Raw genomic sequence first — 20987 nt, 5'->3', positions numbered from 1 at the left:
TTTTCATGTATTTAGCTTAGAACACTACCGCGCTTTCGCTTGGTGGCCCCTTTATTTGGTGAGCGATCTGACAATCCCTCACCAAATGAAGGGGTTAAATTTTGCCCACATTAATTTTACTCATACAGATAAAATTTATTTGGATTAATAAAGATTTGCCAAAAATAAAAGCACCCATTTGAGGTGCTCTTATTTCGACCGTGATCAATATATTAAGTTCATTAATTCTTGTTTTGATACATTTCCAAAATAATAAGTTGTATCCATGTCAGCAAGTGCCTTTTCTATCTCACCCTTTTCATACCGGATACCTGTCAGCTTCGCTTCGATCTCACTTACGTCGCCAATCCCAAAGAAGTCACCATAAATCTTACAGTTTTCAATCATTCCTTTATTTACTTCCAGACGGACATCAATCGTTCCAACCGGAAAACGGTGAGACCGTTGCAAATTAAATTTTGGTGATTTTCCATAATTCCAATCCCAGCTTTGGTATCTCTCTTTGGAAAGCTCGTGAATTTTCGTCCAATCCTCTTCTGTTAAAACATACTCCGGTATTTCCTGCTGACCGTCAAAAATATTTCTTAACAGGAAGGACCGAAATTCTTCAATACTTATTTTCTTCTCTAAAAACTCAGAAATGTTGGCAACCCGGCTGCGAACTGATTTAATGCCCTTTGATGCTATTTTTTCTTTTTTAACCTTTAAGGCTGCAGCAACATTTTCCATTTCAGAATTCAGCATCAGTGTACCATGACTAAACATTCTGCCTTTCGTGGAAAACTGGGCATTGCCAGAAATCTTTCTGCCGCCCACTTCAATATCATTACGTCCACTAAGCTCAGCATTAACACCCAATTTTTTCAAAGCAGCAATGACCGGTTCGGTAAATTTGCGAAAGTTATGGAAAGATTCGCCATCATCCTTTGTAATAAAACTATAATTCAAATTTCCTAAATCATGGTAAACCGCTCCACCGCCTGATAAACGTCTGACCACATGGATTCCGTTTTTCTCAACATATTCCGTATTAATTTCTTCAATCGTATTTTGGTTCTTACCGATAATAATCGATGGTTCATTTATGTAAAACAAAAAATACGTTTGATTAATATCTAGATTTTTTAACGCATATTCCTCAATTGCCAAATTAATACGCGGGTCTGTTATACCTTTGTTATCGATAAACAACATAAAATTCCAATCCCCTTCTATATTGAAATTGAAGCAAATTCTTCAGCAAGCCTAATTATACCATGATATTCGGAGGATGCCTGTTTCAACAGCTCAGCCAAGTCACCATAGTCCGGCAGATGCGTAAGGATGAGCTGACCCGCTTCAGTATTACGAGCATTTTTCTTATTATGTCTAATACCACTGTAACCATATTAAAGCAGAAAAAAACCAGCCAATTCAAATGTGATGGCTGGTTTGATCAAAGTTAATTTTCTTCTGTTAAATGACCATATTTCACATGATGTCTCATGGTTAAGTAGATTAATGTACAGCCAGCAAAGGCAAGCACATAACCTGCTAGAATCATGAAATTATGCCACATATAACTAAAGTCTCCGCTTGATATGACAGCCTTAAAGCCTTGAACTGTGTAAGTCATAGGCAGAAATGCGTTAAAATGCTGCAAGAAATTCGGGATTAATTCAAGCGGAAATGTTCCGGCACTCGTCGTTAATTGGAAGATTAAGATTAAGATTGCCAAGAAACGACCGACATCACCGAATAAGGTAACAAGAAACTGAATTAAGGTAATAAATACTAAACTTGTAATAATCGAAAATAGAATAAATTTAGGTACGCTTTGGACATGAAGACCTAATGGTCCAAGAATAATAGCATCCGCAACCAGGGCCTGAATAAGTCCACAACTTGCTAAAATAGTAAACTTACTGCCAAACCAGGTAAACCCGTTTTTCGGCGTGATAATTGGTTCACGAATCGAGAACACGATGGTTAATACAAGGGCGCCAACAAATAACCCTAATGAAAGGAAATATGGTGTGAATCCTGAACCATAGTTTGGCACGCGGTTTACTTCTTCCTTATCAAGTTTTACCGGTTTTGCCATCATATCATAGGTCTTATCATCAGCTTTTACTTTAGCTACTTCTTTTGATCCGTCTTTCAATTTATCAGCTAGCTCGGTGGCCCCATCGGTTAACTTTGTTGTACCGTCTTGCAATTGACCGGATCCATCTGCCAATTTTCCTGCTCCGGAGGTAAGTGCACCGGCACCTGTGGTTAATTGGCCTATACCCTTGGAAAGATCGAATGCACCCAATTTCAATTGATTAGAACCCAATAGCAATTGATCTTCACCCGACAGCATCGCAGTTGTACCTGCGGCAAGTTTGTTCATCCCGGATGACAAATCACTTGCCCCGCTGTTTAAATCTTTTGAACCTAAATATAGCTGATGGATTCCATTCTGTAACTCAGTTTGTTTAGCATTTAAGCCATTAGCTAACTGATCAAAAACAGGATCTGTTTTGGCTTTAATTTTTGTATCCAAACCTGCTGTTGCACCAAGCAACTGCTTATCAACCTCGGTTTTAAATTGTTCAAATCCTTTATCTAAACCAGGGCCCAGTTTAGCAGGAATTCCACTTTTTAACTGTTCTTTAAGCTGCCCCTGCATTTGTTTTTGCAATTGTTGCTGCAATTCCTCCTGGGTTGGGATCGGCTGCTGCAGAGCTGATTGAAAAATTGCTTGTATTTGCTGAGCTTGTTCCGGAGAATTAGCAGTCTTAATTAGCGTTTGAGCCAGTTGAGTCATCTTTTCTTTTTGTTGATTATACTGTCCAATTGTTTGGGCGGCGATTTGCTGCGACATTTGTTCAGCAATTTGCTCTGACATTTGTTCAGACATTTGAGTAGTAATCTGTTTACCTAATGCTGTCTTAAATTCGTCAATACCGCCATTTAGCTTGTCAACACTTCCAGAAAGCTGGCTGCCAATCTCAGCTGCAATGCCCTTCGGAAGCTTAGTTTTGATTTCTTCTGTTGCAGCCTTTGTCCCGTCAATTAACAGCGGCATTTTGGAGTCTGCTTCCGCTAACCCTTGTTTTAGTTTGGTAGAGCCGGATGCCAGTTTACCAGCACCGGAGTCGGCCGATTGCATTCCATTATTGAATTCGATCGATTTTTCAGCCAGGGTTTTGAGGCCATTATATAAATCATTAGAACCTGAAGCCAGTTTATTTGCCCCGGAATCAGCCGATTTGACACCATTGTTAAACTCAATCGATTTCTCTGCCAGTGTCTTTAGTCCATTGTTTAAATCCTTGGCGCCTTTATCCAAATCCTTGGAGCCGTCGCTCAATTTTCCGGCTCCATCACTTGCTTGATGGAAACCAGATGCTACATCGCTGATTTTATCAAAAATCGTTTCGGCATATGTTTCCGTTACTTTTTCGGAGACAGCCGTTCTGATTTTTTCTGCAGCCGTGCCGCCTATTTGGGCGGAAAGGAAGTTGAAGCCTTCATTTGGAACATAAACCAATTCCAATTTCTTTGGATTTTTGTCCATTAACGTTGTTGCATTTTCCGAGAAATCCTTAGGAATTTCAATTAGCATGTAATATTTTTGATTATTGAGTCCCTTATAGCCCTCTTCTCTGCTGACGATTTTATAGCCGAAATCCTTGCTTTTCTTTAATTTCTTGACAAGATCATCTCCCAGCTTCAGATGCTCTCCGTCCATTGTTGCCCCCGTGTCACTATTGACAACGGCAACCGGCAGCTTATCCATTTTTCCGTATGGATCCCAGAATGCCCAAAGGAACATTCCTGCGTATAAAACCGGGATAAATAAAACGGCGATAATGGGAATTAAGACTTTTTTATTTGTTATTATCGCAAGTAACTCTTGCTTTAACAGGCCGTTTCTCAACACTGATACCTCCTTTGTTCATTATTGACTAATTTATTCATTTGGTCATACTTTACTAAAAAAATAAAAATTGCTCATTTGACTGTCTCCTAAATTGACCATATGAACATTTTAGTCATTTTTATACTACAAGAGTATACCTCCATTTTCCACCGTTGGCAAGTGAAAAAAACAGCTGTTTATCAATGAACAGCTGTTTTTGAAGAATTAGCGATATTTAGGTAGTTTAGTACATTTTGAACGGCCGCTTCCCCTTGATCCACACAATCAGGAACACCAACGCCGCGATAGGAAGAGCCTGCCAAAAATACACCTGGGAGTTCGGTCTCCATCTTGTCCAGAATGGCCGCCAGCCGCTCTTTATGGCCGACTGTATATTGCGGCATCGCATTTTTCCAGCGGGAGATAACGGTAAAATCAGGTTTCATCGTAATATCCATTGTCTTGTTTAAATCATCCAAGACGATTTGGACGATTTTATCATCAGAAAGATCGACAATCGTTTCGTCCCCTGCTCTGCCGACATAGCAGCGCAGCAAGGCTTTCCCTTTTGGAGCAGAATGAAGCCATTTTTTATGTGTCCAGGTACAAGCGGTAATGGAATAATCACTTCTTCTTGATACAACAAATCCGGTACCGTTAATGTCTTTTGTGATAGCTTCTTCCGGAAATGCCATCGCTACCGTGGCAACCGAGGTCGATGGAACCGATTTAAAGGGGTCGAAAAAGCGATAATTAGAGAATATCGCTTGCGTTGCCTTGTGTGGCGTGGCCGCAATGATACAGTCCGCCTCCATTGTATCTCCATTATTAAGCGAAAGCTGATATTGATCATTTGACCTAGTGATTGTCTCAACCCTGTGACCTTTTAAAATCATGTTCGGGTCTAATTTACTTTCAATGGCTTCGGCAAACGACTGCAATCCGGATTTGAAAGTAAGAAAAGCCCCTTTTGTTTTATCTTTAACAACAGGCTCTTTCGGTTTCGGCGGCTTATTTCTCTTCATGCCGATAATTAAGCTGCGGTATTTCTGTTCGACCTCATAAAATTCCGGGAAAGTGCTCATTAAACTCATTTGATCAATATCACCGGCATAAATTCCCGATAATAATGGTTCAATTAAATTCTCAACCACTTCGTCGCCCAATCTTCTGCGAAAAAATCCCCCCAGAGACTGATCCTTACCGCTTTCCGTACGCGGTAAAATAAAATCAGCGGCAGCCCGAAGCTTACCGGGAATGGAGAATAAATTAGTTGTGATAAAAGGGCCGACTTCCGTTGGTATCCCCATAATAGAACCGCCAGGGATGGAGTACAGTTTTCCTCTTACAAGAACATAAGATTTACCCGTGGAATTATGAACTAACTGGTCTGCCATTCCCACTTCCTCTGCTAAACGGATCATGCTGGTTTTTCTCGCTAAAAACGAATCCGGTCCTCTCTCAATCGTGAAACCGTCTCTGACAACGGTTTGCATTTTACCTCCGAGACGGTGTGAGGCCTCAACAAGCTGTATATCAATAGGAAGATTGTTTTCTTTTACTTCCTTTTGGAGATAATAGGCCGCTGTCAAACCGGCAGCACCTCCACCAATAATTACAACCTTCTGCTTTTTCTCCGCCACGGACTTCACCCTCTTCCGTTAAATTTCGTTAGTATGGTTAACCATTCATTTTTTTCAAAATAACCGTTGCTATAAGTTCAATAAATTCCGGCTTGGCATTGGGCATTTCCGGGCGATAGTAATTTACACCTAATTCATCCGTCACCGCTTTGCATTCAATATCGTTGTCATAGAGCACTTCCAAATGATCACAGACAAAGCCGACAGGAGCATAGACAAACGCCTTATATTGGTGCTCCCGATATAAATCCCGGGTTAAATCTTGGACATCAGGTCCCAGCCATGGCTCCGGGGTATTTCCTGCACTTTGCCAGCCCACTACATAATTTTTTACCCCTGCTTGTTTTGCAATCATATCTGCCGTTTCCTGAAGCTGCCGAGGATATGGATCACCAAACTGGAGAATTTTCTCCGGCAGGCTGTGTGCCGAGACGATTAACACAGCCTGTTCTTTTTCGTCATCCGGCATTTGTGTGAAAATTTGGCTGATCTTGTCTGCCCAGTATGTAATAAATTTCGGCTCATCATACCAGCTGTCGATGGTGGTGATCTTCAGACGACCGCCTAATTTCGCTGCTTCCTCTACCGCCCTGCCATTATACGATTTCACACTGAAGGTTGAAAAATGCGGAGCCAACACAATGCTGACCGCTTCTTCAATCCCGTCTTCATGCATTTGTTTAACCGTATCCTCAATAAATGGCTCAATATGTTTTAAGCCGAGATACATTTTAAACTCAATCTCATCTTGAATTTTATTTAGATGCTCTTCAAGCTTTTCTGCTTGCTCCCGGGTAATTTTGGCTAGTGGTGAAATCCCGCCAATTGCTTCATACCGATTACGGAGATCCTCTATCATTTCCACTGATGGTTTGCGACCATGGCGGATATGGGTATAATAACGCTCCAAGTCTTCTGATGCGTAGGGGGTACCATAGGCCATTACCAGCAAGCCGATTTTCTTTTTTGTCATCCATTGCACCTCTTTATCAACTTAACTCATCGTCTATTTCAAAAAAGGATCAAAAGCCGCCGCAAACATTCCCTAAAACGCGGTCTCTATGACCCTGATTTCAAACAACTCATTTTATTTTGCCAAAAAATAATCGGGATTACCAATGATAGTACTTGAACAAAGATTAGCGGCCAAGCTTGGCAGCAGAATATTCATGAACAAACGCCGTCAATCTTTTTAAGGTCTCCGGTTTAACGGAAGGGAACACTCCATGACCCAAGTTAAAGATATAACCGTCTTGAGCCATTCCCTGGTCTAAAATGGCTTTAGCCTTTTTTTCAATAACCTCCCAAGGCGCCAGCAAAATAGCCGGATCAAGATTGCCCTGTACCGTTTTATGGATCCCCATTTCCCTTGCCTTGGCAATCGGCAGGCGCCAATCCAAGCCGACAACATCAAGCGGCAGGTCATTCCACTCAAGTGCAAGGTGGCTAGCCCCAACACCAAACATAATGAGCGGAACATTTTCTGTTCTTAAGGCTGCAAAGATTCTGTTCATGGTTGGTTTAATAAAGTAACGATAATCCTCTACATTCAGTGCGCCCACCCATGAATCAAAAATTTGAATCGCTTTTGCTCCGGCTCCAATCTGTGCCTTCACATATGTAATCACCATATCCCCTAGTTTATCCATTAAGGCAAACCAAGCTTTGGGTTCTGTATGCATAAAGGCCTTTGTCTTGTTATAATTCTTTGATGGGCCTGCTTCAATCATGTAACTGGCCAGTGTAAATGGCGCTCCTGAAAACCCAATCAATGGTACGGATAATTGTTCTTGTGTTAACAATTTAATCGTATCTAATACGTATGGAATATCTTCCTGCGGATGAATTTCCGTTAATTTTTCCACATCAGCCAGAGATTGAATCGGATTATCAATAACCGGTCCAACCCCGCCTCTAATTTCCACATTCATCCCCATCGCGGGAAGCGGTGTCATAATATCTTTATATAAAATCGCCGCATCAACATGATATTGGTCAACAGGCAGACGGGTCACATAAGCACATAATTCCGGCTGGTGCGTGATTTCGAACAACGAATATTTTTCTTTAATCTCGCGATACTCCGGCTGCGAACGGCCGGCCTGGCGCATGTACCAAACAGGAACATAATCTGTTTTCTCCCCCCTGGCTGCTTTTAAGAATGTTTCATTTATTTGTTTTGACATTCGATACAGTCCACCTTTCAACGACATACTGCTTTTTATTTTAATCTATTATAGTGAATTTTAAAAACTTTTTAGGCATACTCTTTTTACTATAGCGATGATTCCAAATTATGTATAGAAAACCCGATAAATTGTCAAAAAAATGTCGTTTTTCTTTCCTTTTTTAGCATAAAATATAAGGTAAAAATAAATTGGGAGGGGTGATTCCGTGAACGTCTATCTAACAACAGGCACGTTTGACTATTTAAAAAAGATCGAAGCCAAGTACCCTGATGAAATGATCACACTGGTTAATCAAAGTGAGGCCTTATTGTTCCATGAAACAAGCGGTCCGACTGTATTTAAACAACCGCGCAGGTATGAGGCAATTGCCGCAAGCGGTGAAATAAAAAAAGAAGGATTTGCGGTGATGAATAACATTCCTGTTACGGAGGAAGGGCGACCGTTATTTGAACACCTAATAAAGAAGCAGGTACCCTTGGTTGAAAAAGCGGAAGGTCTTGCTGCCTTAAGATTTCTGCGCCCATTATCCTCGAATACATACATCATCATGACCGTTTGGAAAAGCGAAGCAGCATTTAATAAATGGCAGAACTCCAACTCATTTTTTGACTTGAAAGATAAAGGATTTGGCGATGACGGGCAACCTAAAATTTTTGAAAGCTCCTCATACGTAAGAAAATATTTGATTTCGGAATAGCTGCTTTCAGACAGATAGAGCCCGGGAATCACTGTTTCGGGCATATTTGGGGCGCGGCCCCGGACGAAGAAGTCCGGGGCTGTTTGCCTTGAATTTTAAAGTGTCTTTAAGCGATTTTTACTGTAATAATAAACAAATAGATAATTAAATAGCAGTCCTGCTGTAAAACTGAGCAGCGCAGCAGTGGCCTCCCCTTTTAGCAGAATCAGTAGAGCAAATAGCACTGCTTCAATAGATAGAATAATCATCAGCATAGTGTGAAAGGCCGCTTGTTTATACTTGGCTGCTACCGGATACAAGTCGATCCAAAGCTTGTTTTGGTGATGTTTCATGAGTGGAAGCAATTGAAACCCGGTTAGATACAAAAATAACAAACTAAGCAAAATCTGCCCCGGACCAAACGAGATAAAATAGATGGCCAAAGAACCAATCACCGTCAACCGAACAAATAACCCTAAATAATCAGAAGAACGTAAAAACGCCCGTGAAAATAAATACAAAAAGGTATGATCCTGAGAAAATTTTATCCGACCGAGCAAGAAATCAAGATATTTTCTTCGTTTTACTGTCTCCTTAATAGTAGGCACATCAGTAAACATGTTGGCCAGCCGGTAAAATGAGCCCATCCGTTTTTCTTCCTGTTCAATAAGCATGTCCCATTTTAACCCCATTTTACTTGTTCGCAAATAAAAGGAGTGATAATAAAGCAGCATCACTATTCCTATGACTAGCAGAATGATAAGATTGGCCTGTTTTAACAACAAATATGTAAAGGTGCCATTGATGAAATAGCGTACGACCATATCCCACCTATGGACAGACAGCTGAACAAAATAAAGAATTCGCCATTTTGCCGCTAAATTCCAACCCTTTACGACTAAAAGGACAAGCAGAAATGGTAAAAACAAGCCAAAGCCGTTGTCGTTCACCTGGGCATACATTGGCATCAGAACAGCAAGCACAAGCAACAGGATATATCCTTGAAAAACAAGGCTTGCCACACCGGAACGAAGGAAGTAACCTTTCAGCTTGTCTTCAACGACAATTAAATATACTTTGTCTGCTTCCACCAAAAAATTATAAACAGGACTGTAAGTAAGAAATAAACCAATGATCAGGGCAATCATTTCCTCGGCAGGAAAATCTGCCGGTAAGGTTTCCAGCCATTTCTGATAATAAAAGGATGCCGTTCCAATCAGAAATAATAACACAATCACAAAATGGCCATTCAAAATATACTTTAAATACCTGCTTAACTCCTTTACCCGGCCGCCTGCCCGCTTACGCCATAAGTTTTTATCATCAAACATATTTTTCTTCCTTTGTTAATTGGATATAGATATCATCAAGTGAGGCTTCAGGCATCCTAAACTCATCCCTTAGTTCATTTAGCGTGCCTTTTGCTCGTATTTTCCCTTCATGTAAAATAACAAAGCGGTCGCAATATTTTTCTGCCGTTGCTAAAATATGGGTTGACATCAGAATACCCGCTCCATTTTCTTTCACTTTTCTCATTAAATCGAGCAATGATTGGATACCTAGCGGATCAAGCCCAACAAACGGCTCATCGACAATATATAGAGACGGCTGCACAAGAAAGGCACACATAATCATTACTTTCTGCTTCATCCCTTTGGAAAAATGGGCTGGAAACCAATTCAGCCGCTTTTCCATGCGAAATTCTGCCAACAGTGGGGAAATCCGCTCTTTGTATGATGCTTCGTCCAACCCATAGGCCATCGCGGTCAGACGTAAATGCTCCTCTAATGTAAGTTCTTCGTATAACACGGGGGTTTCCGGGACGAAGGTGAACATCCGCCGATAGGCTTCTTTGTCATCCGTAAAACTTTTCCCATTAATCTTTACAGATCCACTATGCGGTTCCATTAAGCCAATAACATGCTTAATGGTCGTACTCTTTCCAGCCCCGTTTAACCCAATCAAGCCGACAATTTCATGTTCATTTACCGCAAATGAAATATCCTTTAACACTGGGTTTCTTGTATAGCCGCCGACAAGATTTTCAATCGATAATAAAGCCATGGATAACGTCCTTCCTCTGCATGATACTGTTATTTTAACAAATTGTTCCTAAGAAAAATAGAAATTCACATTTGCCATTTGGTTTGTATATTTAGCCTCGAACAGGACATCCTATTCTCTGAAGGGGAAAGTCACTTGATGAAGAAATTTCATCCTTCAGTTGAAATGAGGTGTCTACAAAAGACAATATCCGTTTCAATCCAGAGTAGCTTCACAAAACGTTTCAATAACAAGGGGATGGTTGTATTGTACAATGTGCGAACTAACCATTTTGTGTTCATATAACACCAATAGTTTATAACGAATAAACTTTAAATGAGGTGTTTATCGCAGACATCATCCGTTTTTAAAGGTGTGTAAACCGATAAAAACAATTAGGGGATGGTCAGCTTGAACAATAATGTTGTTTCATGATCAAAAACACTAACTGGTCAAATGAGGTGTTTATCAAACAAACAACATTCCTGATTGAACGTCAATTTTGAAGCAGTTCCCCTTCGAGAGGCAGGATTCCATTTGGATCCTGTCTTTTTATTTTAGCTAAATCATGGTAAAATAAGACAAAATTAACTCGAAAGGCTGTGTAATCAATGAGCGATTGTATTTTTTGCAAAATTGTCAAGGGAGAAATCCCGGCAGCAAAAGTATTTGAAAATGAGCATGTTTTGGCATTTATGGATATCAGCCAGGTTACGAAAGGACATACCCTGGTCATTCCAAAGGTACATAAAGAAAACTTGTTCGAGTTGACACCGGAAATGGCCAGCAATATTTTTGAGGTTGTTCCAAAAATCGCCAATGCCTTAAAGACAGAATTCAATCCGATCGGTTTAAATGCTGTTAATAATAACGGAGAAAAAGCCGGACAATCTGTGTTTCATTTCCACCTTCATTTGATCCCACGGTATGGTTCCGGTGATGGCTTTGGCGCTGTTTGGAAAAATAATCAAAGCGACTATACAGCAGAAAAGCTGGCCGAGATGGCTGCCGGTATTGCCAAACATCTATGATGACAAATAAATTTTTCCGAAAATTATATCTTTATTACTAATATCGTCATATGCTATAATGAAAATAAGTTTTTTGCTGCAGGCATTCAGGGCACTGCAGAAGAAACAATAGTTTGAGAAAAGCAGAGGAGAGATGAGCAATGAATACGAAAAACCTTGTTATTTTATCACTTTTAGCGGGAATTGGCGTAGTCCTACACACCATTACGCCTAGTTTCTTTGGAATTAAACCGGACATGATGCTGGCAATGATGTTTTTAGGGATCGTGTTGATTCCAGAAATAAAAAGTGTCCTGCTTCTGGGCATTGTAACTGGCGTGTTATCTGGATTAACAACCGGATTCCCGGGAGGACAAATTCCTAATATGATTGATAAGCCGATAACAGCTTTAGTATTCTTTGGATTATTTTTAGCATTAAAGAAATTCCGCAGCAATGTGATTAGTGTTGCAGTCTTATCTGCCGTTGGAACACTTGTATCTGGTACGGTCTTTTTAACGGCTGCCTACTTAATTGTCGGCTTGCCAGCTGCATTCACAGTACTGTTTGCTGCAGGAGTTTTACCGGCAATGGCCATCAATGCTGTCGTAATGGTGGTTGTGTATCCAATCGCGCAATCAATCTTTAAAAGAACAAGAATATCAACAGCTTCCGTGATTGAAAAATAATTCGCGGGGGGCCTTTAAGAAAAAGAACCCTATTCCAAGGGTTCTTTTTCTTAATTGATTTAGGAAATATACGAAAATATTAGTGCGATTATGAGAAATATCCCCCCACCCCCTGCAAGCACAGCTGCTCTGCTTTTTAAAAGCTGTTTAGGCGGATATACTCCCGGTCTTTTTAAAGCTATAAAATAGTTTACCGATCCTAATAAAAAAATTGCACTCACAATATAAAAAATCACGGTTACACTCTTCATTTACTGCCCCCCTGCTAGGATCATGAATCCCCTCCATGCTGTAACTATTTATATGAATAATCGTCCACACATATGAACAAGGTTGTGATCTTCCCAAATCCTTATACAAAATGTTTGCAAAAATGCAATAAAAACTTTAATGTTTTCAAAAAAAAATTCCAATTTCTAAAAATTTTGTGAATTTATATCTTTATTAATTTTTATTTTATTGGCATAATGATAGTAGAGAAAAAGAAAAGCGCAAGCGCCTTGGTTAGTCCCGACAAGCACAAGACAAGCCGACCTAAAGGTTGCTTTTTAACCTTTTGGACGGATTGGCTTGTGACCTCGAGCTGCTTAAAGCTACAGCTTTTCGCAAGATACTCGACGAAGATAAATCGGGGATGAAAACTGACTAGGCGCTGGAGCTGGACAAAAAAAAGTAGGTGAAAATGGGGATGACAGAGAAACAATATTCGATGAAGGAAGCGATGCTGTTTAGCCAGAGAATAGCACAATTAAGCAAGGCCTTATGGAAATCAATTGAAAAAGATTGGCAGCAATGGATTAAACCCTTTGATTTGAATATCAATGAACATCATATATTATGGATTGCCTATCATTTAAATGGCGCTTCCATATCGGATGTTGCAAAATTCGGGGTTATGCATGTCTCAACGGCTTTTAATTTTTCGAAAAAATTAGAAGAGAGGGGGTTGCTAAAATTTTCAAAAAGAGAAAATGACAAGCGTAATACTTACATTCAGCTAACAGCTGAAGGTGAGAAAATTTTAGTTCAACTGATGGAGACATACAAACCGGATGAATACGCTGTCTTTTCCGGAGCTTTACCATTAAGAGATTTATATGGAAAGTTTCCTGAGATCATTGAAATGATGGCAATTGTCCGCAATATTTATGGAGACGATTTCATGGAAATTTTCGAACGATGTTTCAATAATATTGAAAATGGATTTGTTGAAGAAGATGGGACGCTTAAAAAGCCTGAAAAATCCGAACAGGAATTAGCCTAGACGATACATTAAAGGTATCTGGCAAATTCCTTAAAAAGTGGTTCATAAATTTTTTGCGCCAGGCATGCTCGCACAACATCATTTGTCTTCAGGCCAGCCGGCATTGCCGCAGATAATTCTGTGAAAAGCGGATGGAACGTAACAAACCCTTCCGCTTTTTGTTCTTCCATTTTATTATTTAATTCATGACATAACCGATAGAACCTTTCCATTTCATGTTTGGAAATGCCCTTTTCAACTATGAGTTTATAAAATTCCAAGTTGGGATTACTAATTAGCTCTAATAAAAGCTGTTGGTGGAACTCAAGTAGCTGAATCTTTTCCATCAGAATATTAAAATCATTCATGTCATATCCCTCATTCCAAACATTTAATCCTGTTTTATTTTCACTTATTTTTTGAGAGGTATACCTTAAATGAAGAAAAAGAATTAATCCAAAAATCTGACAGTCTACTATTTTAATGACTATCTTTTTTTGATAATTTTTGGTATCTTATAAAGGATACCACGTTAAAGGGAGGGAATCCATGATGATCTCCATTTTTATTGTCTTCGCCATTTTTATTTTGTTTTATGTCAATAAAATGACCTCAACGCTATGTATTCAAAAGGAAATTCCCGAAGAACGGCAACATAAAGTGTTTCGAACCATAAATGTTCTGATTACAATCCTGTTGATTTCTTCGTACCTGGAAATTTTATATACATAATGGCTTGAGATTTCATGGGAGAATGTTCGAGATTAAAAATATAAGCGATGAGGAGAATCCCATCGCTTTTTTTCATTACCAAATCCAAGCAGCCCCAACGATAATCAATAGGATGAAGAGGACTACGATTAACGCAAAACCTGCACCGTATCCACCTGCAGCAGTCATTTTATAACCTCCTTTTTCTTTTTCTACCTTATACTATTCATTTGTCTTTATTTTCGACTAGGCACTTTCCTTATTTTTGGTGGAATAGTCATGATTCATTTTTGGCAATTTACAAAAGAACATTTTAATGGCTTATATTTTTGCAGTGGTTCCCATTTATGTTATAGTAGAGCATATGGACAAGCGCCCATATGAATTTACAATGTAGGAGAGATTTAAAACATGAAAAAATGGATTTTAGCCTTAACTTTGGCCGGTGGGGTTCTTGCTTTGAGTGCATGTAATCAATCCGGTTCAGAAACAATAGCGCAAAGCAAAGCAGGAGACGTAACCCAGGAAGAACTTTACAACGCCATGAAGGAGAAGGTTGGCGACAAAGCTTTACAACAGCTGATTTATGAAAAAGTACTTTCGAAGAAGTACAAAGTATCCGATAAAGATGTAAATGATAAAATTAAGCAGCTGAAAGCAGACCTGGGCAGCAATTTTGAAGCTGCACTGGCGCAATATGGGTATCAAAGTGAAAATGATTTAAAAAGCACTTTAAAGCTTGGCATGTTGCAGGAAAAAGCAGCAATGAAGGATATTAAGGTAACCGAGAAAGAATTAAAGGATTACTATAATAACTATAAGACAGACATCAAAGTCCGGCATATCCTTGTGAAAGATTTAAAAACAGCCAAAGACGTTGAGAACCAACTCAAATCCGGCAAAAAGTTTGAAGATGTGGCGAAAAAAGAATCTACAGATACTGTCTCTGCAAAAGAGGGCGGTGATTTAGGCATAATCAACAACCAAAATGCCGGCCAATTTGATAAAGACTTTATAAAGGCCGCTTATGCCCTTAAAGTCAATGAAATCAGCGCACCTGTTAAAACACAATTCGGTTATCATATCATTCAAGTGACCGAGAAAAAAGAGAAAAAACCTTATAATGAAATGAAACAACAGATTGAATATGAGGTAAAATCCTCAAAATTAACAAACGATGATATCAACAAGGCCATGGAACGGGAAATGAAAGCTGCCAATGTAAAGATAACCGATAAAGATTTAAAAGATGCTTTAAAAACCCAAACAACAACTGCTGGCCAATAAGATAAGTGAAAAGCGCCCTTCATGTGGGCGCTTCCGCTTTTTATTATTCACTTGTTGCCTTTACTTCTTTTCGCATTTCTTTTTCTTTTTCCAAACGTTTCATGTAGATTTCTCCTTCCCGCTCGATGTTTTCCATTTCTAGCTGCCGCTCTTCCCGGCCTGTTTTAATTGCCATCAATGCGCTTATGACAATGCCAGCGACAACTGCATATATCCAAATTGGAATCGTCAATTTCTTTTCCTCCCTATTAATGGTTGTCCACAATTTTTGATAACATCATATGCTTGAAGAGCAGAAAATAGACCCAAAAAAAGACAACCCGCGAAAGGCTGTCTCATTTATGAAATATCGGTTTGTAAAAGGAACGATTATCCAAAGCAAAAATACGCTCTGAAAATTCGCCTGGTTTCACCCGCTCTAACGCCCGATCTAGCATGTTCATTTTTGCATCTAAATTATCAATATAATGAAGTATTTCCGCTTCCTTAATTAAAGGTGGCTTAGGACTGCCCCATTCCGCTTTCCCATGGTGACTGAGCACCAGGTGCTGCAGAATTAACACCTCTTCACCAGTAATTCCCAACTCCTCAGCAGCTTTACCAATCTCATTTATCATAATGGTAATATGACCAAGCAAATTTCCTTCAAGCGTATAAACCGTGGAAACTGGTCCTGACAGTTCAATCACCTTGCCCATATCATGCAGAATGATCCCGGCATACAGCAAGTCCTTATCAAGGCTTGGGTATAGTCCAGCAATCGCCTTTGCCAGATCAAGCATGCTGACAACGTGATAGGCCAAGCCGGAAACAAACTCATGATGATTTTTTGTCGCCGCTGGATACTCCAAGAACGCTTTTTGATGTTTCTTGATAAGATGACGAGTGATCCTCTGGATGTTAGGGTTTTTCATTTCAAAAATATATTGTGTCAGCTTGCTAACCATCTCTTCTTGGCTAAGCGGAGCCGTTTCAAGCAGGTCCTCAATTCTAACACCATCCATCGGACCAGACCGGCGGATCTGACGAATTTTCAACTGGTTTTTCCCACGATAGTTTTGCACATCACCGAGGATTTTGACAATATTTTGCGCGGCATACTTCTTTTCTTCCTCTTCTCCCACGTCCCAAAGCTTCGCCTCGATTTCCCCACTTTTGTCCTGCAAGATTAATGTTAAAAACGGTTTTCCATTGCTGGCAATTCCTTTTGTTGAACTTTTAATCAAAAAATACAATTCTATTTGTTCTCCGACTTCATAATAAGCGATCCCTTTTGCCAACCTTTTCACGTCCTTTCCCATATTAAGAGTATAGCATAAAGTGAAACTTCCATCAGCGGGGCCTTTACTGCCCGTTAAGGCGGGAAACACCTATTAGCCTATGACATTATCTGAACAGTACCTTTTTCCAGTGACAAAATATTTTCTTTAGAAAATAACGGTAATAAATGAGCATGACAGGTAAAAAACAAAATTTGATTTCCGTTTAGCCTTCGCAGCAGCTCCATGACTTTTTGTGTTCTTCCGGCATCAAAATTTACAAAGCTATCATCAATGATGAGCGGCAGCTTGTAATTTTCATAAAGGGTTGTCACAAGTGCCAGCCTGATGGATACATATAACTGTTCTGTTGTTGCTTGACTTAATTCATTCGCTTCAAATATGGTTCCATCCTTGCTCTCTACCAGAAATCCGCTCCCTGAAGGATTAAGATAGATCTGCAGATACCTGTCATTTGTCAAGAAGGCCAAAAACTCCTGAGCTTTTGTTAGCATTTTTGGTAAATGAACATTTTTGTAGGTATCTATTGTTTTCATCAGGATATCCTGGGCAATGGCTAGTACAGCCCAATCTTTCACGTCTTGATTAAACTCATATTTTCTTTGTTTGAATTGATGTAATAGATCAGAATAAACTCCGCCTTCCTCAAGCACCTGAATCTCATAATTTGTAGCTGCTTGTTCCTCATGGAGGGCTTTCAATTCAGCCCGTAAACGCTGCGTTTCCTGATTGTATTCTGACAATGATGCTCGATCTAATTGAAGTTGTAAAAATTCCTCCCGTTCCCGCTCGGAAAGAATCGAGTATTTTAGCTGTTCCTGTAATGATACCAAGCGTTCTTGTAGCTTCATCTGTTTTTCGCTTTTCTCCCCAAGTTCATAGAACTGCTGAACTGTTTCAACATTTGCTGACGTAATAAGCCGGTTGTACTCCATCTGCAAGTGCTCATGCTCTTGATTTTTTTGTTGCCATTCGGCTTCCAGTTCGCTTAGCTTTGCTTGCTTTTCCCGACGTTTTATTTGCTTTTCATGTTCCTCCTTGAGCTTATTCCGCAGTAAATAGGCTGATTGCTGCAGGCTTGTACCTTTTTCCGGCAAATAGCGTTGGACAAACGAATTAAGTCCTGCCTCTATCCTCGCTTGCTGCCGGGTAATCTCATCAAGCCTTTTTAGCAAATGCTGCTTCTCCCTCACAATTGACTTAAGCTGTTCAATCAACTGAAAAGCCTCAAGTAAGAAATCCTTTGCCATTTTTTCAGGGATGTTTAACTCCTTGCTCAAATCTCGCAGCTGGTTCTTATTTAGGGAAGATTGGAGCTCCCATTCTTCAAATTTTGCAATTACTTTTTCAAATTGTTCCTGCTGCTGTTCCAATTGAAAGCCTAACAATTTAAGCTGTTCCTGCCGCTCTTGGTCACGGAGTAATTGTTCCTCAATCTTCTGGAAATCGAAATACTTCGCTGCTTTAAGCCTTTCTATTAATTGTTGCTCTTTTTCTTGCAATACCTTCAGCTGTTGGTCAACATTCCTTTCCTTTGCCGACTTTGAACTTTGAACGAGGAAGACGGCCATCACAACCATTGCTACCACGCCAAGCACTGTTAATAACCATTGCTTAGTATAGACTCCATACATGGTAAGCCCCAAAAGGATGACGGCAAACAAGATATACTGCTGTTTTTGTCGGCCTGCTGCCTTTTTTTGCTGTTCAATGGCAATTTGATAGAATTCCATTTTTTCTCTTGTATGCTTTAATTCATTTTCGATGCTCTGTTTATCCTTACCCTCTGCCAATTGTTCCTCAAGAAGTATTCTTTCCTGCTTAGGTAAACATAGGTTTTCAAGCTGTTGAATCTTCTGTTCAAGATCTTCTAATGCTTCTTTCTCCTCCTGATACTGATTCTCCAATTCCTCCTTTACCTCGATGAGCTTTTTTGTTTTTTGCGCAACAAGTTCAACTTGTTGCTTCATATGTATATTTGTATTCATTTTAACAATCTCTTCTTCAGATAATGAAAAATGAAGCTTATCTCTTATCTCTAACAGCTTGTCCTCCAGCTCTCGAAATTTCGTTTCACACTGTTGTTTTTCAAGCTTTAATTGCTCATAAATCGGAACTTGGTCAATCAGTGACAGCAGTTCAGGTTCTGCTTCTAGGAAGGAATCGTTCGGATCAATCGTTTCTAGCTCATGCCTTATCTGTTTCATTCGCTCTTGCAAACTGCTGAGCTGGGCGCGGTAAGGTGGCAAAAGCTCAGTTAATTTTTCCAGCCGCTCAATACCGCGAGCCGGAAAGGACTGCATCTCCCCCAAATCTTCCAATTCTTTCATAACTTTCTTTTCCTGTTTAACAATTGCCTCAATTCTGATCCATTCATTCAGCTTTTCCTTCTTGTGCTGCAAATCTCCCAGTATTCCATTAACTTGCTTGATTTCCTGCTCGAGATTCTCTCTTATTGTAACTAACTCTTCATATTCCTTATTCTTGGCGGCAGCCTTATTTAATTCAGACTTCAGTTCATGAAGTGCTTGCAGTTTTTCATTCAAAACGGGTTTTTTTCCGCTTGGTTTAAAACGGGAATCAAGCTCCTTTTGCAGCCAAATTTCTGTTTTTGCCAATTGGTCCGTTCCTAATGTACCGGCAGAAAAGAGAAATTTCCCGATATCTTCTCCTTTCATCTGATGAATGTTTTGCAGTCCATGCAAATTAAAAGAAAAAACTGCTTGAAACAAGTTCTTGTCAAGATTGCCGAGCAATTCCTTTAACAGCTCTTCACCACCGATCGTACCATTGTCCAAAACGACTTTCACGTCACCGGCAGCCTTTCCCTTTACCCGCTCAATCGAGGCGTACCCCATTTCGTCGTGAAAAATTCGAATATTGCCGCCATACTTGGTATGATGTTTCGGTTCATAACGCAGTTCTGCTTGTTGTTTTGTCGGAAAGCCAAATAATATTCCATGAATGAAGGCCATGATCGTCGATTTACCGGCCTCATTTTCACCAAAGAATACTTGAAATTCAGCCAGGTTGTCGATTTTAACATCAGCTAATTGACCATAGCCATAAATGTGCAATGCGATAATTTTCAAACAGCAGGCACTCCTTTCTATTTGTTCAGCAGATTAAGCAGCAGCTTCTCAGCTTTTTTTAATACCTCTCGCTGTTCACCCCGGGACAGTGGAACCGTATATTTTCGTCCTAACGTATGTCGGTAAAGGGGCGCTAAGGCATGATCAAAGTTATTGTAGTGATCAAGCGTATGAAAAAGTTCCGCATAGAAACCGGCTTCTGTCGCCAACTGTTCCTTATCCGTTGATTTACTTTCGGAAATTTGGAGATCAACGATCCAAACAAAGGACTCTTCCTCTAGTTCTTCTTCTAAAAGAAGCTCCACAAGTTCGTCATGAATACTTTTATTTTCTTGATCATCTTCTAAGTTGATATTTTTCAAATAAACAGTCAACAGTGTGCCAATTTTATCCTTGCGATACCGATTCATTTCTTCCCGGCATAATTGAAATACTTCAAAAAAGCTTCCCGCCGAAGAAACATCAATTTCCGCTTCCTCCCAAATAATATCTGCGGATTCAATCAACGACATTTCCACCCCGTTCTGACTTAAGCTGACATGATAAAAACCCTTAACTCCGGCTTCCTTTCTGCTCCTTCCTTGGATGTTGCCCGGATAAATGATCGGGGGATGTTCCGATAAAGTCGTCCGTTTATGAATATGACCCAACGCCCAATAGTCAAACTCTTTCTCGCGTAAATCTTTGATTGTAAACGGAGCATAATTGTCATGCTCCGAGCTTGAACTTTCATTCCCGTGGAGGATTCCTATATGGAAATCACCCCCATCTATTTTCTGAAATTGATCGATTTTTCGCTCAAAAACATGACGAGTCGGATAGCTAAACCCATAAAGATGAACCTTTGCTCCGGTTTTTGTAAATAATGTTTTCATTTCTACCTGGCTGCCAAACACATGGACATTCGCCGGCATCTTAAGGTCAATCCATGAGCCATTTAAATGATCATGATTACCGTGAACGACATAAACAGGAATCCCATTTTCTTCAAGCTTGAGCATCTCCCTTCGGAGACGGGATTGAGCTCTTAGGCTGCGATCCTCCCCATCAAATAAATCACCGGCAAGAATCACAAAATCAACCTTTCTTTCAATCGCCGTTGCGGTAATTTTTCTTAGCGCGGTGAACGTACTCTCTTTTATCCTGGTAAAAATCGTTTCTGGCAAAAATTTCAGGCCAACCATTGGGCTGTCCAAGTGCAAATCAGCGGCATGAATAAACGAAATTTTTTTCAT

General features: G+C 39.9%; 20 protein-coding genes. 6 read left to right on the top strand and 14 right to left on the bottom strand.

What is annotated here, in order from left to right:
• Nucleotides 1–204 precede the first annotated feature (204 nt).
• The 5 genes from lplA to hemE form a co-directional block, all read right to left on the bottom strand.
• The gene (lplA, locus tag JK635_RS23435) at nt 205–1194 is read right to left on the bottom strand and encodes a lipoate--protein ligase (RefSeq protein WP_202656376.1); all 990 of its coding nucleotides are present in this window, start codon (nt 1192–1194) and stop codon (nt 205–207) included.
• A 247-nt stretch (nt 1195–1441) separates the two neighbouring features.
• Nucleotides 1442–3910 (bottom strand): YhgE/Pip family protein, encoded by a 2469-nt coding sequence (locus tag JK635_RS23430; protein WP_368857114.1) that lies wholly within the window; start codon nt 3908–3910, stop codon nt 1442–1444.
• Between the two features lie 179 nt (nt 3911–4089).
• Nucleotides 4090–5532: a protoporphyrinogen oxidase gene (gene hemY, locus JK635_RS23425; protein ID WP_202656375.1), complete on the bottom strand. Its 1443-nt coding sequence runs from the start codon at nt 5530–5532 to the stop codon at nt 4090–4092.
• 37 nt (nt 5533–5569) lie between these two features.
• Nucleotides 5570–6505, bottom strand: a complete 936-nt coding sequence (hemH, locus tag JK635_RS23420; protein WP_202656374.1) for a ferrochelatase — start codon at nt 6503–6505, stop codon at nt 5570–5572.
• Nucleotides 6506–6671: 166 nt separating this feature from the next.
• Nucleotides 6672–7718 (bottom strand): uroporphyrinogen decarboxylase, encoded by a 1047-nt coding sequence (gene hemE, locus JK635_RS23415; RefSeq protein ID WP_202656373.1) that lies wholly within the window; start codon nt 7716–7718, stop codon nt 6672–6674.
• A gap of 208 nt (nt 7719–7926) precedes the next feature.
• Between hemE and JK635_RS24550 the strand changes: the two genes are divergently transcribed.
• Nucleotides 7927–8418 (top strand): antibiotic biosynthesis monooxygenase family protein, encoded by a 492-nt coding sequence (locus JK635_RS24550; RefSeq protein ID WP_202656372.1) that lies wholly within the window; start codon nt 7927–7929, stop codon nt 8416–8418.
• Between the two features lie 95 nt (nt 8419–8513).
• Here JK635_RS24550 and JK635_RS23405 read toward each other — a convergent pair whose 3' ends face one another.
• Nucleotides 8514–9728 carry an ABC transporter permease gene (locus JK635_RS23405; protein WP_202656371.1) on the bottom strand — a complete coding sequence of 405 codons (1215 nt, stop codon included), beginning with the start codon at nt 9726–9728 and terminating at the stop codon, nt 8514–8516.
• Nucleotides 9721–10461, bottom strand: a complete 741-nt coding sequence (locus JK635_RS23400; RefSeq protein WP_202656370.1) for an ABC transporter ATP-binding protein — start codon at nt 10459–10461, stop codon at nt 9721–9723. The genes JK635_RS23405 and JK635_RS23400 overlap by 8 nt, the downstream gene beginning before the upstream one ends.
• A 590-nt stretch (nt 10462–11051) precedes the next feature.
• On the opposite strand from JK635_RS23400, the gene JK635_RS23395 reads away from it, so the two are divergent.
• Both JK635_RS23395 and JK635_RS23390 read left to right on the top strand, forming a co-directional pair.
• Entirely contained in the window at nt 11052–11471 is a 420-nt protein-coding gene (locus JK635_RS23395; protein WP_202656369.1) for an HIT family protein, read from the top strand.
• Nucleotides 11472–11611: 140 nt separating this feature from the next.
• Entirely contained in the window at nt 11612–12139 is a 528-nt protein-coding gene (locus JK635_RS23390) for a tryptophan transporter (RefSeq protein WP_202656368.1), read from the top strand.
• Nucleotides 12140–12198: 59 nt separating this feature from the next.
• Here JK635_RS23390 and yhzF read toward each other — a convergent pair whose 3' ends face one another.
• On the bottom strand, nt 12199–12390 hold the full coding sequence (gene yhzF, locus JK635_RS23385; protein ID WP_202656367.1) for a membrane protein YhzF: 192 nt from the start codon (nt 12388–12390) through the stop codon (nt 12199–12201).
• A gap of 437 nt (nt 12391–12827) precedes the next feature.
• On the opposite strand from yhzF, the gene JK635_RS23380 reads away from it, so the two are divergent.
• Entirely contained in the window at nt 12828–13403 is a 576-nt protein-coding gene (locus JK635_RS23380) for an HTH-type transcriptional regulator Hpr (protein ID WP_202656366.1), read from the top strand.
• An 8-nt stretch (nt 13404–13411) separates the two neighbouring features.
• On the opposite strand, the gene JK635_RS23375 is transcribed toward JK635_RS23380, so the two are convergent.
• Nucleotides 13412–13750, bottom strand: coding sequence for a DUF1878 family protein (locus tag JK635_RS23375; RefSeq protein WP_202656365.1), 339 nt, complete (start codon nt 13748–13750; stop codon nt 13412–13414).
• A gap of 184 nt (nt 13751–13934) precedes the next feature.
• On the opposite strand from JK635_RS23375, the gene JK635_RS23370 reads away from it, so the two are divergent.
• Nucleotides 13935–14114: a hypothetical protein gene (locus JK635_RS23370; protein WP_202656378.1), complete on the top strand. Its 180-nt coding sequence runs from the start codon at nt 13935–13937 to the stop codon at nt 14112–14114.
• Between the two features lie 75 nt (nt 14115–14189).
• Here JK635_RS23370 and JK635_RS23365 read toward each other — a convergent pair whose 3' ends face one another.
• Nucleotides 14190–14282, bottom strand: coding sequence for a YjcZ family sporulation protein (locus JK635_RS23365; RefSeq protein ID WP_202656364.1), 93 nt, complete (start codon nt 14280–14282; stop codon nt 14190–14192).
• 222 nt (nt 14283–14504) lie between these two features.
• Here JK635_RS23365 and JK635_RS23360 point away from each other — a divergent pair, with 222 nt between their 5' ends.
• Nucleotides 14505–15380 (top strand): peptidylprolyl isomerase, encoded by an 876-nt coding sequence (locus tag JK635_RS23360; protein ID WP_202656363.1) that lies wholly within the window; start codon nt 14505–14507, stop codon nt 15378–15380.
• Nucleotides 15381–15423: 43 nt separating this feature from the next.
• Here JK635_RS23360 and JK635_RS23355 read toward each other — a convergent pair whose 3' ends face one another.
• The 4 genes from JK635_RS23355 to JK635_RS23340 form a co-directional block, all read right to left on the bottom strand.
• On the bottom strand, nt 15424–15612 hold the full coding sequence (locus JK635_RS23355) for a sporulation YhaL family protein (RefSeq protein WP_202656362.1): 189 nt from the start codon (nt 15610–15612) through the stop codon (nt 15424–15426).
• Between the two features lie 103 nt (nt 15613–15715).
• The gene (gene yhaM / locus JK635_RS23350; RefSeq protein ID WP_202656361.1) at nt 15716–16660 is read right to left on the bottom strand and encodes a 3'-5' exoribonuclease YhaM; all 945 of its coding nucleotides are present in this window, start codon (nt 16658–16660) and stop codon (nt 15716–15718) included.
• 98 nt (nt 16661–16758) lie between these two features.
• Entirely contained in the window at nt 16759–19752 is a 2994-nt protein-coding gene (locus JK635_RS23345; protein ID WP_202656360.1) for an ATP-binding protein, read from the bottom strand.
• Nucleotides 19753–19769: 17 nt separating this feature from the next.
• The gene (locus JK635_RS23340) at nt 19770–20987 is read right to left on the bottom strand and encodes a metallophosphoesterase family protein (protein ID WP_202656359.1); all 1218 of its coding nucleotides are present in this window, start codon (nt 20985–20987) and stop codon (nt 19770–19772) included.

The organism is Neobacillus paridis (assembly GCF_016765675.1).
Classification (GTDB): Bacteria; Bacillota; Bacilli; order Bacillales; family Cytobacillaceae; genus Neobacillus; species Neobacillus paridis.
Note: the sequence above shows the minus strand (reverse complement) of the source record. Positions and strands in the feature narration are given on the sequence as shown.

What these genes read in the sequence shown, in the direction of transcription:
- yhzF (WP_202656367.1), bottom strand. Translation starts at nt 12,390, where the DNA reads ATGAAGAGTGTAACCGTGATTTTTTATATTGTGAGTGCAATTTTTTTA.
- JK635_RS23365 (WP_202656364.1), bottom strand. Translation starts at nt 14,282, where the DNA reads ATGACTGCTGCAGGTGGATACGGTGCAGGTTTTGCGTTAATCGTAGTC.
- JK635_RS23395 (WP_202656369.1), top strand. Translation starts at nt 11,052, where the DNA reads ATGAGCGATTGTATTTTTTGCAAAATTGTCAAGGGAGAAATCCCGGCA.
- JK635_RS23360 (WP_202656363.1), top strand. Translation starts at nt 14,505, where the DNA reads ATGAAAAAATGGATTTTAGCCTTAACTTTGGCCGGTGGGGTTCTTGCT.
- JK635_RS23400 (WP_202656370.1), bottom strand. Translation starts at nt 10,461, where the DNA reads ATGGCTTTATTATCGATTGAAAATCTTGTCGGCGGCTATACAAGAAAC.
- JK635_RS23380 (WP_202656366.1), top strand. Translation starts at nt 12,828, where the DNA reads ATGACAGAGAAACAATATTCGATGAAGGAAGCGATGCTGTTTAGCCAG.
- JK635_RS23370 (WP_202656378.1), top strand. Translation starts at nt 13,935, where the DNA reads ATGATCTCCATTTTTATTGTCTTCGCCATTTTTATTTTGTTTTATGTC.
- lplA (WP_202656376.1), bottom strand. Translation starts at nt 1,194, where the DNA reads ATGTTGTTTATCGATAACAAAGGTATAACAGACCCGCGTATTAATTTG.
- JK635_RS23405 (WP_202656371.1), bottom strand. Translation starts at nt 9,728, where the DNA reads ATGTTTGATGATAAAAACTTATGGCGTAAGCGGGCAGGCGGCCGGGTA.
- JK635_RS23340 (WP_202656359.1), bottom strand. Translation starts at nt 20,987, where the DNA reads ATGAAAAAAATTTCGTTTATTCATGCCGCTGATTTGCACTTGGACAGC.
- JK635_RS23375 (WP_202656365.1), bottom strand. Translation starts at nt 13,750, where the DNA reads ATGAATGATTTTAATATTCTGATGGAAAAGATTCAGCTACTTGAGTTC.
- hemE (WP_202656373.1), bottom strand. Translation starts at nt 7,718, where the DNA reads ATGTCAAAACAAATAAATGAAACATTCTTAAAAGCAGCCAGGGGGGAG.
- JK635_RS23390 (WP_202656368.1), top strand. Translation starts at nt 11,612, where the DNA reads ATGAATACGAAAAACCTTGTTATTTTATCACTTTTAGCGGGAATTGGC.
- hemH (WP_202656374.1), bottom strand. Translation starts at nt 6,505, where the DNA reads ATGACAAAAAAGAAAATCGGCTTGCTGGTAATGGCCTATGGTACCCCC.